Below are 13,717 nucleotides of genomic sequence, written 5' to 3' on the forward strand. Positions count from 1 at the left end.
GTCCTCGGACTGGGCGCCCTCGTTCGCCGCCGTGCCCCGCGCGCCGTTCCTCCCGGAACTCATCTGGCCGTTCGACATGGAGACCGGGCAGAGCGTTCCTGTCTTGCGGGCGACCGATCCTGAACTCTGGTACCGGTACGCGGAATCCGACGTCCCTTTGGTCACGCAGTGGGACGACGGAAAGCATTCCGGCCCTGAGCCGGGAGCAGTGGCGACCTCTTCGGCGTCCATGCCGTCCGCCGTGTTCCGGATGCTCCAGGACCTCGACGTGCAGCCGGGAAACCGCGTGCTGGAGATCGGCACCGGGACTGGATGGAACGCGTCCCTGCTCGCTCACCGGCTGGGCGCCGGGAACGTCACCACGGTCGAAGTCGATGCCACGGTTTCCACTGAGGTGCGCACGGCGCTGAACGTGTTCGGGCTCCCGGTCCGGGTCGTCCACGGGGACGGACTCAAGGGGTACCCGGAAGGCGGTCCGTACGACCGGATCATCGCCACATGCGGGCTGCGTTCCATCCCCTTCGCGTGGGTGGAGCAGTGCCGACCCGGCGGGGTCGTCGTCGCCCCTTGGGCCACCCACTACGGCAACGGCGACGCCGTCGCGCGGCTGGTGATCGCCGAGGACGGGCGAAGTGCCTCAGGGGTCTTCACCGGCCCCGTGGAGTTCATGAAGGCACGGGCTCAGCGGCTCCCGTCGATCGTCCATGGCGACTACATCAGCGGCGCCCCCGACCGAAAGAGATCGTTCACCACGATCTCGGAGGGCGACTTCCTCGGAGGACGATTCGACCCCCTGCAATTCGCGCTCGGCGTGAGCCTCCGCGAGTGCGTTCACGTCGTGGCGGAGAAGCGCGATGGGAAACGCCCCGTGTGGCTCTATGGCCTCACCGACCGTTCATGGGCATGCACGGTGTTCCAGAACGGCCACCCCGCGCCCGTATGGCAGTCGGGTCCGCGCAGCCTGTGGGACGAGGCGGAGTCGGCGTACGTGTGGTGGAAAGGGAAAGGGGAACCCGGATTCGAGCGATTCGGGCTGACGGTCACCGCCGGAGCGGAGACCGTCTGGCTCGACGATCCGGGAAATCCGGTCCGTGGACAGTTCCTGTGAATTGATCACTTCGCCCGGTCGAAATCCACCGCGCTGTAGGCCCGCAGCTTCCGCAGCCGGTGTTCGGAGTCGATCCGCCGGACGGTGCCCGACTTCGAGCGCATGACGATGGAGTCGGTGGTGGCGGTCTCGGAGCGGTAGCGGACGCCGCGCAGCAACTCGCCGTCCGTGATGCCCGTGGCGACGAAGAAGACGTTCTCGCCCGTGACGAGGTCCTCGGTGGTCAGGACGCGGTCGAGGTCGTGGCCGGCGTCGAGGGCGCGCCGGCGCTCCTCCTCGTCCTTGGGCCAGAGCTTGCCCTGGATGACGCCGCCGAGGCACTTGACGGCGCAGGCGGAGATGATGCCCTCGGGGGTGCCGCCGACGCCGAGGAGGAGGTCGATGCCGGTGCCTTCGCGCAGGGCGAGGATGGAGCCGGCGACGTCGCCGTCGGAGATGAGCTTGATGCGGGCGCCCGCCTTGCGGACCTCGTCGATGATGCCGGCGTGCCGGGGGCGGTCGAGGATGACGACGGTGACGTCCTCCGGCGTGGCCCGCTTCGCCTTGGCGACCCGCCGGATGTTGACCTCGACGGGCGCGTTGATGTCGACGAACTCGGCGGCCTCGGGCCCGGTGACGAGCTTGTCCATGTAGAAGACGGCCGACGGGTCGAACATCGCGCCCCGCTCGGTCGCCGCGAGCACGGCGATCGCGTTCGGCATGCCCTTGGCCGTGAGGGTCGTCCCGTCGATGGGGTCGACGGCGATGTCGACCTCGGGCCCCGTCCCGTCGCCGACCCGCTCGCCGTTGAACAGCATCGGCGCCTCGTCCTTCTCGCCCTCCCCGATGACGACGACGCCGTTCATCGAGACGGTCGACACGAGCGTGCGCATCGCGCGTACGGCGGCCCCGTCGGCACCGTTCTTGTCGCCGCGCCCGACCCACCGCCCCGCGGCCATCGCGGCGGCCTCGGTCACCCGGACGAGTTCGAGGGCGAGGTTGCGGTCGGGGGCCTCGGAGGGGACATCGAGCTCGGACGGCAAGTGATGGTGCTCGGACACGGGGCGCACCTTTCTGACCGATACGACGACGGCCGGGGCGAGGTTCTGACTCCTGACTCTAACTCCAGTACGAAAAAATGAGCAGGGGACCCCACGGATGAGCGCGGGGGGCACCTGCGACGATAGGAGGCGTGGCAGGTTCGAACGGCAAGCAGAAGTCGGCCCGGGACATGATCCTCTCCCTGGGGCTCATCGTGGCGGCGGCACTCGTCATCTACCTCTTCATCCCGCACGACGACGGGGAGCCCGACCTCAAGCGGGTCGACTACACGGTGGAACTGGCGACGGCCCGCCGCGCGGCGTCGTACCCGGTCTCCGCGCCCGTCGGACTGCCGGACACCTGGAAGGCGACGTCCGTACGGTTCAACGGCGCCGACTCCGACGCCTGGCACCTCGGCTTCCGCGCGCCCGACGGGCAGTACGTCCAGGTCGAGCAGTCCGCGTCCGCCAAGCGCGACCAGTTCGTGGACGACGCGAGCCAGGGCTCCACCGCGACCGACGTCACCGACGAGATCGGCGGCGCGAAGTGGACCCGCTGGACCGGCGGCCGGTACGACGCGCTCGTCCTGAACGGCGCCGACGGCTCCACCACGGTCGTCGCCGGCACGGCCTCCTTCGACCGCCTCGCGGAGATGGCGCGGGCCCTCAAGACGGCCTGACACGGAGAAACCCCCCGGCTGATCCCGGGGGGTTCCGTCTGCCGTACGGCGCTGATCAGACCGTCGTGACGACATCCTCGTACGCCAGGCGCGGCGAGCGCGGGTACGAGGCGCCCTCGGCGGCGTGACCGATGTTGACCACCATCAGCGGGGTGTGGTCGTCGTCCAGGAACTCCTTGCGGACGCCCTCGAGGTCGACGCCGGTCATCGGGCCGGCCGCGAGGCCCGCCGCGCGCACGCCGATGATGAAGTACGCGGCCTGGAGGGCGGCGTTCACCTTCGCGGAGCCCTCACGGACCGGGCGCTCGGCGAAGAAGACGTCCTTGGCCTGCGGGAACGCGGGGAACAGGGTCGGCAGCTCCTCGTGGAACTCGTTGTCCGCGGAGAGGATCGCGACCAGCGGCGCCGCCTGCGTCTTGGCCTGGTTGCCCTCGGCCATGTGCCGCACCAGGCGCTCGCGGGCCTCCGGCGAGCGGACCAGGGTGATGCGCAGCGGCGTCTGGTTGAACGCCGTGGGTCCGAACTTGACCAGGTCGTAGATCGCCTGGACCTGCTCGTCGGTCACCGCCTCGTCCGTGAAGGCGTTCGCGGTGTGGGCCTCACGGAACAGCAGGTCCTGGGCGGTGGGGTCGAGAACGAGAGACATGCGTGGCTTTCCTTAGGTGCGCGTCCGGGTACGGGACGCCGTACCGGTTGACGTGTACGACGGTACGCCACAGAAGTTCAATGTTCAACCAACATTTGTCCTGGACCCCACCACTCACTCCGCCTCCCCCTCGTCCTCCTCCGCCAGCGCCGCGTCCAGCCGCGCCCGCGCGCCCTCCAGCCAGCGGCGGCACACCTTCGCGAGCTCCTCGCCGCGCTCCCACAGCGCGAGGGACTCCTCCAGGCTCGTACCGCCCGCCTCCAGCCTGCGCACCACGTCGATCAGCTCGTCCCTCGCCTGCTCGTAGCCGAGGGTCTCCTGCTGGGTGTCCGTCATTCCTGTGCTCCCCGCTGCTCCTGTGCCACCCGTACCGCGAACTCGCCCTCGGCGACCCGCGCGCGCAACGTCTCGTCCGCCGCCACCTCGTCCGGGGCGCGGACCACATGGCCGTCCGGCCGTTGCAGGACCGCGTACCCGCGCTTCAGCGTCGCCGCGGGGGAGAGGGCCACCACGCGCGCGTGCGTGTGCGACAGTTCCGACTCCGCGCGGTCCAGGACGTGGCCCAGCGTCCTGCGCGAGCGCTCCAGCAGCGACGCCACGTGATCCTCCCGCTCGGCCACCATCCGGTGCGGATCCTGTATCGCCGGCCTCGCGAGCGCGTGCGCCAGCCCCCGCTCCTCCCGGTCCACGAACCCCTCCACACAGCGCCGGGCCCTGCCGCGCAGCATCCGCACGCGCTCCAGCTCCTCCCCGACGTCCGGAACGACCTTCTTCGCCGCGTCCGTCGGGGTCGAGGCGCGCAGGTCCGCGACGTGGTCCAGCAGGGGGTTGTCCGGTTCGTGGCCGATCGCCGAGACGACCGGCGTACGGCACGCCGCGACCGTCCGTACGAGCTGCTCGTCCGAGAACGGCAGCAGGTCCTCCACGCTGCCGCCGCCCCTGGCCACGACGATGACGTCCACCTCGTCCAGCGCGTCCAGCTCCTTCACCGCCTGCACGACCTGGGTGACCGCGTGCACGCCCTGTACGGCGACGTTGCGCACCTCGAACCGGACGGCGGGCCATCTGTGCCGGGCGTTCTCCAGCACGTCCCGCTCCGCCGCCGACGCCCTCCCGCACACCAGCCCGATCAACTGCGGCAGGAACGGCAGCCGCTTCTTGCGCTCCGCCGCGAACAGGCCCTCACTCGCCAGCGCCATCTTCAACTGCTCCAGCCGCACGAGCAGTTCGCCCACCCCCACGGGCCTGATCTCGGCGGCCCGCAGCGACAGCTGACCCCGGGGCGCGTACCACTCCGGTTTGGCCAGCACGACGACCCTCGCGCCCTCGCCCACCACATCGGCGACGGCATCGAAAACCTGCCGAAAACAGGTCACCCCGACGGAGATGTCATGCGAGGCGTCCCTGAGGGTCAGAAAGACAACCCCCGCGCCGGGCCTCCTCGACAGCTGCGTGATCTGCCCCTCGACCCACACCGCCCCCAGCCGATCGATCCAACTCCCGATGAGCCGCGACACCTCCCCGACGGGCAGGGGAGCTTCCGCGGACGTGTTGACAGCCATGTGCCCGAGAGTATCGGCCGGGACTGACAACGGGCGGGCTGTTCGTCTGCGGGCTCGTCGTGGCTGTTCGCGCAGTTCCCCGCGCCCCTGGGGTCGTCGGACTCACGTGTGTTGGATACAGCCCCGCGCCCCTGGGGCGGCGTGCTTGCCCCGGTTGCCAAGGGGCCACAGCGACGCACCCTCGCCTGCCGCCTGCACTTGATGAGGCACGGTCACCCCCACCCACCTCAGGGGCGCGGGGAACTGCGCGACCAGCCACGATGGGCCTGCACTCACCCACACACCTCACCCTCAACGGCGGGTCCACACACCCACTCACCCGTCAGGCTCAGCTCGCGCGCCCCGCTGAACCAGCAGCACCCCCAACCCCACCGCCAACCACACCGCCCCCACCACCAACGCCGTCCCCGACGCTTCCACGATCACCGTGATCGTGATCGCCGCGCCCAGCAGGGGAACCGCGACGTGGCGCCACCAGACCACCGGCCCGCCCGCGCGGCGTACCGCGAACCAGCCGATCACGCTCGCGTGGAGCAGCGTGAAGGCGGTCAGCGCGCCGATGTCGACGACGGAGACCAGGTGGTCCATGCCGTCGTCGCGGCGGGCGGCCCAGACCGCGGCGACGAGGGTGATCAGCGCCGAGGTGAGGAGCGCGGGGCGGGGGACGCCCGAGGTGGTACGGGACAGGACGCGGGGGAGCCGGCCGTCGCGGGACATGGCGAAGAGGAGGCGCCCGGCGGCGGCCTGCCCGGCCAACGCCGCGAACGCCGCGCCGATCGCCTTGCTGACGGCGACGAGGTCGTGCAGCCAGGTCCCGACGGACGCCTCGACGGCGTCGTAGAAGGCCGAACCCTGCCGGGAGGGGGCCGAGGACAGCTGGGCGGAGGAGAGGGGCTCCAGGAGGGCGACCAGGTACGTCTGGGCGATGAACAGGACGCCCGCGAGGGCGAGGCAGAACAGCAGCGCGCGGGCGACGCGCGCGGAGCCGCCGGTGACCTCCTCCGCGAAAGAGGCGACCGCGTCGAAGCCGAGGTAGGACAGGACGGCGACGGAGACCGCCCCGAGGACGGCGGAGAGGGCGAAGTCACCCTGCGTACCGTCCCCGGTGAACGGCGACAGCCACCCCCGCTCGGCGCCGTCCCACGCGAGGACGACGACCGCCGACACGACGAACACCAGCAGGACGACGATCTCCATCGCGAGGACGAGGAACCCCACGCGCGCGGCGGCGCGTACGCCCCAGAGGTTCAGCAGGGTCGTGACGACCACGGCGAGGGCGGTCCACACCCACCGGGACACCTCGGGGACCAGGGAGTTCAGGGCGATGCCGGAGAAGAGGTAGGCGACGGCGGGGATGAGGACGTAGTCCAGGGCAGCCATCCACCCGGCGACGAACCCGGGCCCACGACCGAGCCCCACGCGCGCGTACGCGTAGACGGACCCGGCCTGCGGGGCGACGCGCACCATCTGGGCGTAACTGAACGCGGTGAACGCCATGGCGACGGTGGCGACGGCGTACACGAGGGCGACGGCGCCGTGCGACTTCGCGTCGAGCGTGCCGTACACACCCACCGGCGCCATGGGCGCGATGAACAGCAGCCCGTAGACGACGAGGTCACGGAAGCCGAGAGTGCGTCGCAACGACGCCGTATCGACGTCCTTGGGGGTGGCCGTCATCAAGAACCTCCGCTCCCGCGCGCGTAGCGTGCCGACAGTCTCCCCGACGAGTGGATCTCCGACCCCTCGGACGCACCCTTACGATGGGACGCATGACCGCTTCGCCGCGCCGCCGTGTCCTGCTCGCCGCCCCCCGGGGCTACTGCGCGGGTGTGGACCGCGCCGTGATCGCCGTCGAGAAGGCCCTGGAGCAGTACGGGGCCCCGATCTACGTCCGGCACGAGATCGTCCACAACAAGTACGTCGTCCAGACCCTGGAGAAGAAGGGCGCGGTCTTCGTCGAGCGCACGGAGGAGGTGCCGGCGGGGAACATCGTGATGTTCTCGGCGCACGGTGTCGCCCCCGTCGTCCACGAGGAGGCCGCGCGCGGGCGCCTGGCCACGATCGACGCGACCTGCCCGCTCGTCACGAAGGTCCACAAAGAGGCCGTCCGGTTCGCCAACGAGGACTACGACATCCTGCTGATCGGCCACGAGGGCCACGAGGAGGTCATCGGCACCTCCGGCGAGGCACCGGACCACATCCAGCTCGTGGACGGCCCGAAGGACGTCGAGAAGATCACCGTCCGCGACGAGTCGAAGATCGTCTGGCTGTCGCAGACGACGCTGTCCGTCGACGAGACGATGGAGACCGTCGACGCCCTCAAGGAGAAGTTCCCGCAGCTCGTCTCGCCGCCGAGCGACGACATCTGCTACGCCACGCAGAACCGCCAGCTCGCGGTCAAGCAGATGGGCGCGGAGGCGGAGCTGGTGATCGTCGTCGGCTCCCGCAACTCGTCCAACTCCGTACGGCTCGTCGAGGTCGCCAAGCTCGCGGGCGCGCGCGAGGCGTACCTCGTGGACTTCGCGAGCGAGATCGACGAGGCGTGGCTGGACGGCGTGACGACGGTCGGGGTCACCTCCGGCGCGTCCGTGCCCGAGGTCCTCGTCGAAGAGGTCCTGGAGTGGCTCTCCGCGCGCGGGTACGGCGACGTCGAACTGGTCAAGGCCGCCGAGGAGTCGATCACGTTCTCGCTGCCGAAGGAGCTGCGCCGGGATCTGCGGGACGAGGCGGCGGCGCTGGTCGCGGAGCGCGGCGGGAGCGGGCCGGAAGCGGCCTGAAGGCGTCTTGACGGCCTCGGACGGGTGACTGTCAGTGGGGCGTCGTAACGTGGAGCCATGCAGATCTTCGGTGTGGACATCGGTGGTTCCGGGATCAAGGGCGCCCCTGTGGACCTGGACAGGGGCGACCTCGCGGAGGAGCGCTGCAAAGTGCTCACCCCGCACCCGGCGACGCCGGAAGCGGTGGCCGACGGCGTCAAGGAGGTCGTCGACCACTTCGGCTGGACGGGGCCCGTGGGGCTCACCTTCCCGGGCGTGGTGACCGGCGGATCCACGGTGCGTACGGCGGCGAACGTCGACAAGAGCTGGATAGACCTCGACGCGCGGGCGCTGTTCACCGAGCGGCTCGGCGGGCTGCCGGTGACGGTCGTCAACGACGCGGACGCGGCGGGCGTCGCCGAGATCAACTTCGGCGCCGGGCAGGGCCGCAAGGGGACGGTCATCCTCCTCACCTTCGGCACCGGCATCGGCAGCGCCCTCTTCGTCGACGGCGCGCTCGTGCCCAACACGGAGCTGGGCCACCTCGAACTGCACGGTCACGACGCGGAGACCCGCGCCTCCAGCAAGGCCAGGGAGGACGGCGAGCTGACGTGGGAGCACTGGGCCCACCGGGTGACCAAGTACCTGGCGCACGTGGAGATGCTCTTCTCGCCCGAGCTGTTCATCATCGGCGGCGGGGTGAGCCGTAAAGCGCAGAAGTTCCTGCCGTACGTCCAGGGGATCAAGGCGGAGATCGTGCCGGCGGAGCTCCAGAACAACGCGGGCATCGTGGGAGCGGCGATGCGCGCGGCCGGGTAGCGGGTCAGCGTCCGGGGGGCGCCGGGTGCCGGTCCGCCGGGCGGGGCCGGAACCGGCGTACGGCGACCACCGCCAGCGCCGCCAGCGTCCCCCCGTACAGCCAGCCCGCCTGCGTCGCCAGCGCCGTCACCAGGCCCATCAGGGTGGCGCCCACGCCGTCCCCGCCGTCCGCGACGAAGACGATCCCGACGGCGAAGGCGATCGGCAGCACGACCGGCGCGGAGACCAGGTCGCCGCGGCGGGTCCACAGGGCCGTCAGCAGGCACACCGGCAGGTAGAGCACCGCGTACACGGTCGTGGAGTCGCCGACCAGCAGGTTGACGAGGAGGCCGAGAGCGGTCATGAGGGTGGCGCTGAAGAGGCCGCTGCCGAGGCCGGTGAGGCGGGGGGTGGGGTAGCGCGGGGGGCGCGGCGCAGCGGTCCGACGGGGGGCGGCGTGCGGGGGGCGGCTGCGGCGGGGTGGGGGAGCGGTGGGTACGGGGGCGGCGTCGCCGGTCCGTTGGCTGCCTGCGGGGGTGCTGCCGCGGCTGGGGCGTACGGGAGGGGAAGCGCCGTTGCCTGTGCCGCGTACCGGTGTCGAGCTGCCGCTCCCGTTGGCGCGTACCGGTGTCGAGCCGCTTTTTCCGTTGGCGCGTACGGCCCCCGTGGTGCCCTTCGCGGCGGCGTCCCTTCCGCCCGGTGGGCGGTCCCTCTTCGCGGGGCGGGGGACGTCTCCCCTGGGGGCGAGGAGGTTCAGTGCGTCGGCGGTTGCCTCGGTGAACTCGTCCGTGCCGGGGCCGTTCGGGCGGGACCTGCCGTTGCCTGCCATGCGGGGCGCCTCCACGCGGTCTCGCACCGGGCTGTCGTCCGCGCGGCCCTCCCCCTGCCGGGGAGCCGCCGTGGGTCGGTGCACTCGTCCACGTTAGGTCTGTTTATGTGGAGAATCCGGTGCGGGACACGCCGTCGGAGCGGGCTTGCGCACGCGTTCGAGACGGACGGCGGGGCGGGGACGCGTACCGCTTAGACTGGGGGATCGGCCGGGTTTCCGGGCCGCGGCGGGGTTCTTCGTACGGACCGGCCGGGTCCCCACCGCCCCGGCTCCTGGCCCTCCACTCACGGGAAGTCGCAACGTGTCGCTCACGATCGGAATCGTCGGTCTGCCGAATGTCGGCAAGTCGACCCTGTTCAACGCCCTGACCAAGAACGACGTGCTGGCGGCCAACTACCCGTTCGCCACGATCGAGCCGAACGTCGGTGTCGTGGGCGTGCCGGACCCCCGCCTCGACAAGCTCGCGGAGATCTTCGGCTCCCAGAAGATCCTCCCGGCGACCGTCGACTTCGTCGACATCGCGGGCATCGTGCGCGGCGCGTCCGAGGGCGAGGGGCTGGGCAACAAGTTCCTCGCGAACATCCGGGAGTCCGACGCGATCTGCCAGGTCATCCGGGCGTTCAAGGACGAGAACGTCGTCCACGTCGACGGCAAGGTCTCGCCCAAGGACGACATCGAGACCATCAACACCGAGCTGATCCTCGCCGACCTCCAGACCATCGAGAAGGTCCTCCCGCGCCTCCAGAAGGAGTCCCGGATCAAGAAGGACATCGCGCCGAAGGTCGCGGCCGTCGAGGCGGCGAAGGAGATCCTGGAGCGCGGCGACACGCTGTTCTCCGAGGGCATCGTCCAGGGCACGGAGCGCGCCGAGCTCCTCCACGACCTGCACCTCCTCACGACCAAGCCCTTCCTGTACGTCTTCAACGTCGACGAGGACGAGCTCACCGACGACGCGTTCAAGGACGAACAGCGCGCCCTCGTCGCCCCCGCCGAGGCGATCTTCCTCAACGCGAAGCTCGAAGCGGACCTGGCGGAGCTGGACGAGGCCGACGCGCTGGAGCTCCTGGAGTCGGTGGGCGCGGAGGAACCCGGCCTCGCCACCCTCGCCCGGGTCGGCTTCACCACCCTCGGCCTCCAGACCTACCTCACCGCCGGCCCCAAGGAATCCCGCGCCTGGACCATCAAGAAGGGCGCCACCGCCCCCGAGGCCGCAGGCGTCATCCACACCGACTTCCAGAAGGGCTTCATCAAGGCGGAGGTCATCTCCTTCGCCGACCTGGTGGAGACGGGCTCCGTCGCCGAGGCCCGCGCGAAGGGGAAGGCGCGGATGGAGGGCAAGGAGTACGTCATGCAGGACGGGGATGTGGTGGAGTTCCGCTTCAACGTCTGACCCGCTGATCCGCCGCGCACCACAAGGGGCCGAGCTCTCCCGAGCCCGGCCCCTTTTCTCAGCTGGTCCGCGGCGGGGTGAGCTTGTCGAGGTCCAGGGTGATGTCGAAGGGGACGGGGCGTTTCAGGGTGGTGCGGAAGATGCCGGCGGGGGCGTAGGCGCCGGTCGGTTCGTCGAGTTCGTAGACGTGGACGACCGGGGCGCCGTCCTCTTCCTCGATGCACCAGTAGTGAGGGATGCCGGCTTCTGCGTATTTGCGGAGTTTTACTGTGCGATCACGATGGGCGGACTCAGGGGAGACGACCTCGATGACGAGCTGGACGTCTTCCGGTGCGAACCATGTGCGGTCGCCGTCGAAATCGGCCGTCGTCACCAGCAGGTCCGGCTCGGGGCGGTTGCGCGGGTCGAGCTTGATGGTCATTTCGCGGCCGACTCTGGCGCTGGCAGGCACCTGTTCCATGAGCGCGACAGTGAGCATGGTGATGAGGTGGCCGTGCCACCACCTCTGGGGCGACATCATGAAAACCAGTACTCCGTCGATCAGCTCGGTGTGGCGAGGTGCCTCGGGGAGGCGGTCCAGATCCTCCGCGAACCAGCCTTCCAAGCGCGGCGGGCGCATCCAGTCGGGCAGTGCGGTCATGGTCCAACCGTAGCGACGTGGCGGGGCGCGGGCCACGAGATCATCGACAAGGGGGGGCTGGTGTGGGGCGGGAAGAGCGGGGCGTTGTCGCGCGTGGGGTGGAGTTGGGGGACGCGGCTCGGAGGGTGGTCGGGGATCATGCGCGGGCTGTTGAGGAGGTGCGGGGTGTGTTGGGGCCGATTGAGGATGCTCTGGTGAGGAGGGAGGTCGACGGGATCGGGGTGGGGCGGCTTCAGGAGGTGACCGAGGGGCGGTTGCGGGTGGCGGGGATCGAGGGGAGCGGGGTGCGGACCGTGGGGGGTGTGCTGGAGGCGGGGGTGTATCGGCTGGTGCAGGTTCCGGGGGTGGGGCGGCGGACCGCGGAGCAGCTGGTGGCGGCGGCGCGGACGGTGGAGGCGGCGGTGCGGGAGAGCGTCGCCGTACGGATCGATGTGGAGCGGCCGGAGCCACGGACGACCGAGTTGGTGGGGGCGTTGTACGTGCTGGTCGCGGCGGGGTCCGAGGCGCGGCGGGCCGTTGATCGGGCCGGGGTGTTGTTGGAGCGGCTGGAGCCGTTGCTGGCGGATGCCGGGCCTGTCGTGCGGCGGTTCGGGATGGTCGTGGCCGGGCGGGAGAGGAGGGAGCGGGCGCGGGAGGCGGTCGCCGGGATCCGGGCGCTCACCGAGGAGGCCGCGTCGCTGGCGGAGCTGTTCGCGCAGAGTTCCGTGGACCTGCTGAGGAGGCCGCCGTCGGAGGCCGCCGCGTGGGTGGACTTCGAGCTGCGGTCCGCCGAGTACTACGGGCTCCTCGCGGAGATCTCCCGGCGGGAACCCGACGAGGCCGCCGCCGAGGGGTTCCTGCCGGAGGAGATCGCCGAGCGGGTCCGCGTGCAGCGCCTCGACGACACCCACCGCCGTGTCTCCCTGCGCGGCTACCAGGAGTTCGGCGCGCGTTTCGCCCTCGCCCGGCGCAAGGTGATCCTCGGTGACGAGATGGGCCTCGGCAAGACGATCCAGGCGATCGCGGTCCTGGCCCACCTGGCCGCCGAGGGGCACCGCCGCTTCCTGGTCGTGTGCCCGGCGAGCGTCCTCGTCAACTGGACGCGCGAGGTCGAGGCCCGCAGCGCCCTGCCCGTCAGGGTGCTGCACGGCCCCGCACGGCACGACGTGTTCGCGGACTGGCGGGGGCGCGGCGGCGTCGGGGTCACCACGTTCGAGGCGCTGCGCGGATTCCCCGTACCCGGCCCGGACGAGGTCGGTCTGCTCGTCGTCGACGAGGCGCACGCCGTGAAGAACCCGGAGGCCAAGCGCTCCCGGGCGGTGGCCCGCTGGACGGAGCGGTGCGAGCGCGCCCTGTTCCTGACGGGTACGCCGATGGAGAACCGGATCGCGGAGTTCCGCAGCCTGGTGGGGATGCTCGACGGCGAGGTCGCCGAGGCCCTGCGGGACCGGGACGCGCACGCGTTCCGCCGGATCGCCGCCCCCGTCTACCTGCGCCGCAACCAGAGGGACGTCCTGACCGAACTCCCGCTCCTCCAGCACACGGACGAGTGGGAGGAGCTGAGCGCGTCGGACGAGGAGGCGTACCGGGACGCGGTGCGGGCCGGGAACTTCATGGCGATGCGCCGGGCGGCGTACGCGCGCCCCGAACGGTCGGCCAAGCTGAACCGGCTGCGGGAGATCGTCCGCGAGGCCGCGCAGACCGGGCAGAAGACGGTGGTGTTCTCGCACTTCCGGGACGTCCTCGCGGTGGCCGGGGCCGCGCTCGCCGCCGACGTCCCCGTGTACGGCCCCCTCGACGGCGCCACTCCCGCCGTACGGCGCCAGCTGGTCGTGGACGACTTCGGCGGCGCCGCCGGACCGGCCGTGCTGCTCGCGCAGATCCAGGCGGCCGGTGTCGGGCTCAACGTGCAGGCCGCGTCCGTCGTCGTCCTGTGCGAACCCCAGACCACCCCGGCCCTCGAACACCAGGCGGTGGCCAGGGCGCACCGCATGGGCCAGGTCAGGCCGGTCCGGGTGCACCGGCTCCTCGCCACCGGCGGGGTCGACGAGCGCCTGCTCCAACTCCTCGCGCGCAAGGCCCGGTTGTTCGACACGTACGCCCGGCGCAGCGCCGTGGCCGAGGCCACCCCCGACGCGGTGGACGTCTCGGACACCGACCTCGCGCGCCGCGTCGTCGAGGAGGAACAGCTCAGGCTGGGGCTGACGGGCGGGTAACTCGTCCTGCACGGGCCGATGTTGGGGCCAGGGGTTCGGGGATACGATCATTTCGGGTGAATGTGTTTCTCCGGGGGAGCCCGTGGAGGGCGTG

At 71.1% G+C, this 13,717-nt stretch carries 13 protein-coding genes; 6 read left to right on the top strand and 7 right to left on the bottom strand.

Features of this window, described 5'->3' with window-relative positions; genetic code table 11:
- The coding region (locus PV682_RS25415; protein WP_319733704.1) for a methyltransferase domain-containing protein at nucleotides 1–1,108 on the top strand (1,108 nt) is incomplete at its 5' end.
- Nucleotides 1,109–1,113: 5 nt separating this feature from the next.
- Here the strand turns inward: PV682_RS25415 and glpX are convergent.
- Nucleotides 1,114–2,148 (bottom strand): class II fructose-bisphosphatase, encoded by a 1,035-nt coding sequence (gene glpX, locus PV682_RS25420; protein WP_319733706.1) that lies wholly within the window; start codon nucleotides 2,146–2,148, stop codon nucleotides 1,114–1,116.
- 131 nt (nucleotides 2,149–2,279) lie between these two features.
- Here glpX and PV682_RS25425 point away from each other — a divergent pair, with 131 nt between their 5' ends.
- Nucleotides 2,280–2,807: a DUF4245 domain-containing protein gene (locus PV682_RS25425; protein WP_319733708.1), complete on the top strand. Its 528-nt coding sequence runs from the start codon at nucleotides 2,280–2,282 to the stop codon at nucleotides 2,805–2,807.
- Between the two features lie 55 nt (nucleotides 2,808–2,862).
- Here PV682_RS25425 and PV682_RS25430 read toward each other — a convergent pair whose 3' ends face one another.
- From PV682_RS25430 to PV682_RS25445, 4 genes are all read right to left on the bottom strand, one after another.
- Nucleotides 2,863–3,453: a malonic semialdehyde reductase gene (locus tag PV682_RS25430; protein WP_319733710.1), complete on the bottom strand. Its 591-nt coding sequence runs from the start codon at nucleotides 3,451–3,453 to the stop codon at nucleotides 2,863–2,865.
- 114 nt (nucleotides 3,454–3,567) lie between these two features.
- Nucleotides 3,568–3,789: an exodeoxyribonuclease VII small subunit gene (locus PV682_RS25435; RefSeq protein WP_319733711.1), complete on the bottom strand. Its 222-nt coding sequence runs from the start codon at nucleotides 3,787–3,789 to the stop codon at nucleotides 3,568–3,570.
- On the bottom strand, nucleotides 3,786–5,015 hold the full coding sequence (gene xseA, locus PV682_RS25440; protein WP_319733712.1) for an exodeoxyribonuclease VII large subunit: 1,230 nt from the start codon (nucleotides 5,013–5,015) through the stop codon (nucleotides 3,786–3,788). The genes PV682_RS25435 and xseA overlap by 4 nt, the downstream gene beginning before the upstream one ends.
- Before the next feature lie 315 nt (nucleotides 5,016–5,330).
- Nucleotides 5,331–6,692 carry an APC family permease gene (locus PV682_RS25445; protein ID WP_319733714.1) on the bottom strand — a complete coding sequence of 454 codons (1,362 nt, stop codon included), beginning with the start codon at nucleotides 6,690–6,692 and terminating at the stop codon, nucleotides 5,331–5,333.
- An 83-nt stretch (nucleotides 6,693–6,775) separates the two neighbouring features.
- On the opposite strand from PV682_RS25445, the gene PV682_RS25450 reads away from it, so the two are divergent.
- The gene (locus PV682_RS25450; protein WP_055719304.1) at nucleotides 6,776–7,792 is read left to right on the top strand and encodes a 4-hydroxy-3-methylbut-2-enyl diphosphate reductase; all 1,017 of its coding nucleotides are present in this window, start codon (nucleotides 6,776–6,778) and stop codon (nucleotides 7,790–7,792) included.
- A gap of 57 nt (nucleotides 7,793–7,849) precedes the next feature.
- The gene (gene ppgK / locus PV682_RS25455) at nucleotides 7,850–8,590 is read left to right on the top strand and encodes a polyphosphate--glucose phosphotransferase (protein WP_109361323.1); all 741 of its coding nucleotides are present in this window, start codon (nucleotides 7,850–7,852) and stop codon (nucleotides 8,588–8,590) included.
- A gap of 4 nt (nucleotides 8,591–8,594) precedes the next feature.
- Here the strand turns inward: ppgK and PV682_RS25460 are convergent, their stop codons facing one another.
- Nucleotides 8,595–9,482 carry a DUF6542 domain-containing protein gene (locus PV682_RS25460; protein WP_319733718.1) on the bottom strand — a complete coding sequence of 296 codons (888 nt, stop codon included), beginning with the start codon at nucleotides 9,480–9,482 and terminating at the stop codon, nucleotides 8,595–8,597.
- Between the two features lie 217 nt (nucleotides 9,483–9,699).
- Between PV682_RS25460 and ychF the strand changes: the two genes are divergently transcribed.
- Nucleotides 9,700–10,788, top strand: a complete 1,089-nt coding sequence (gene ychF, locus PV682_RS25465) for a redox-regulated ATPase YchF (protein ID WP_319733720.1) — start codon at nucleotides 9,700–9,702, stop codon at nucleotides 10,786–10,788.
- Between the two features lie 58 nt (nucleotides 10,789–10,846).
- On the opposite strand, the gene PV682_RS25470 is transcribed toward ychF, so the two are convergent.
- Nucleotides 10,847–11,428, bottom strand: coding sequence for a Uma2 family endonuclease (locus tag PV682_RS25470; RefSeq protein ID WP_319733722.1), 582 nt, complete (start codon nucleotides 11,426–11,428; stop codon nucleotides 10,847–10,849).
- Between the two features lie 62 nt (nucleotides 11,429–11,490).
- Here PV682_RS25470 and PV682_RS25475 point away from each other — a divergent pair, with 62 nt between their 5' ends.
- A complete protein-coding gene (locus PV682_RS25475; protein WP_319733724.1) occupies nucleotides 11,491–13,623 on the top strand; it encodes a DEAD/DEAH box helicase in 2,133 nt (710 codons plus the stop codon).
- Nucleotides 13,624–13,717 lie beyond the last annotated feature (94 nt).

This window comes from Streptomyces niveiscabiei (assembly GCF_033794345.1).
Classification (GTDB): domain Bacteria; phylum Actinomycetota; class Actinomycetes; order Streptomycetales; family Streptomycetaceae; genus Streptomyces; species Streptomyces niveiscabiei.

Bases quoted from the DNA above. Each gene is read 5' to 3' on its own strand.
- PV682_RS25430 (WP_319733710.1), bottom strand. From the start codon at position 3,453: ATGTCTCTCGTTCTCGACCCCACCGCCCAGGACCTGCTGTTCCGTGAG.
- PV682_RS25435 (WP_319733711.1), bottom strand. From the start codon at position 3,789: ATGACGGACACCCAGCAGGAGACCCTCGGCTACGAGCAGGCGAGGGAC.
- xseA (WP_319733712.1), bottom strand. From the start codon at position 5,015: ATGGCTGTCAACACGTCCGCGGAAGCTCCCCTGCCCGTCGGGGAGGTG.
- PV682_RS25445 (WP_319733714.1), bottom strand. From the start codon at position 6,692: ATGACGGCCACCCCCAAGGACGTCGATACGGCGTCGTTGCGACGCACT.
- PV682_RS25450 (WP_055719304.1), top strand. From the start codon at position 6,776: ATGGGACGCATGACCGCTTCGCCGCGCCGCCGTGTCCTGCTCGCCGCC.
- ppgK (WP_109361323.1), top strand. From the start codon at position 7,850: ATGCAGATCTTCGGTGTGGACATCGGTGGTTCCGGGATCAAGGGCGCC.
- PV682_RS25470 (WP_319733722.1), bottom strand. From the start codon at position 11,428: ATGACCGCACTGCCCGACTGGATGCGCCCGCCGCGCTTGGAAGGCTGG.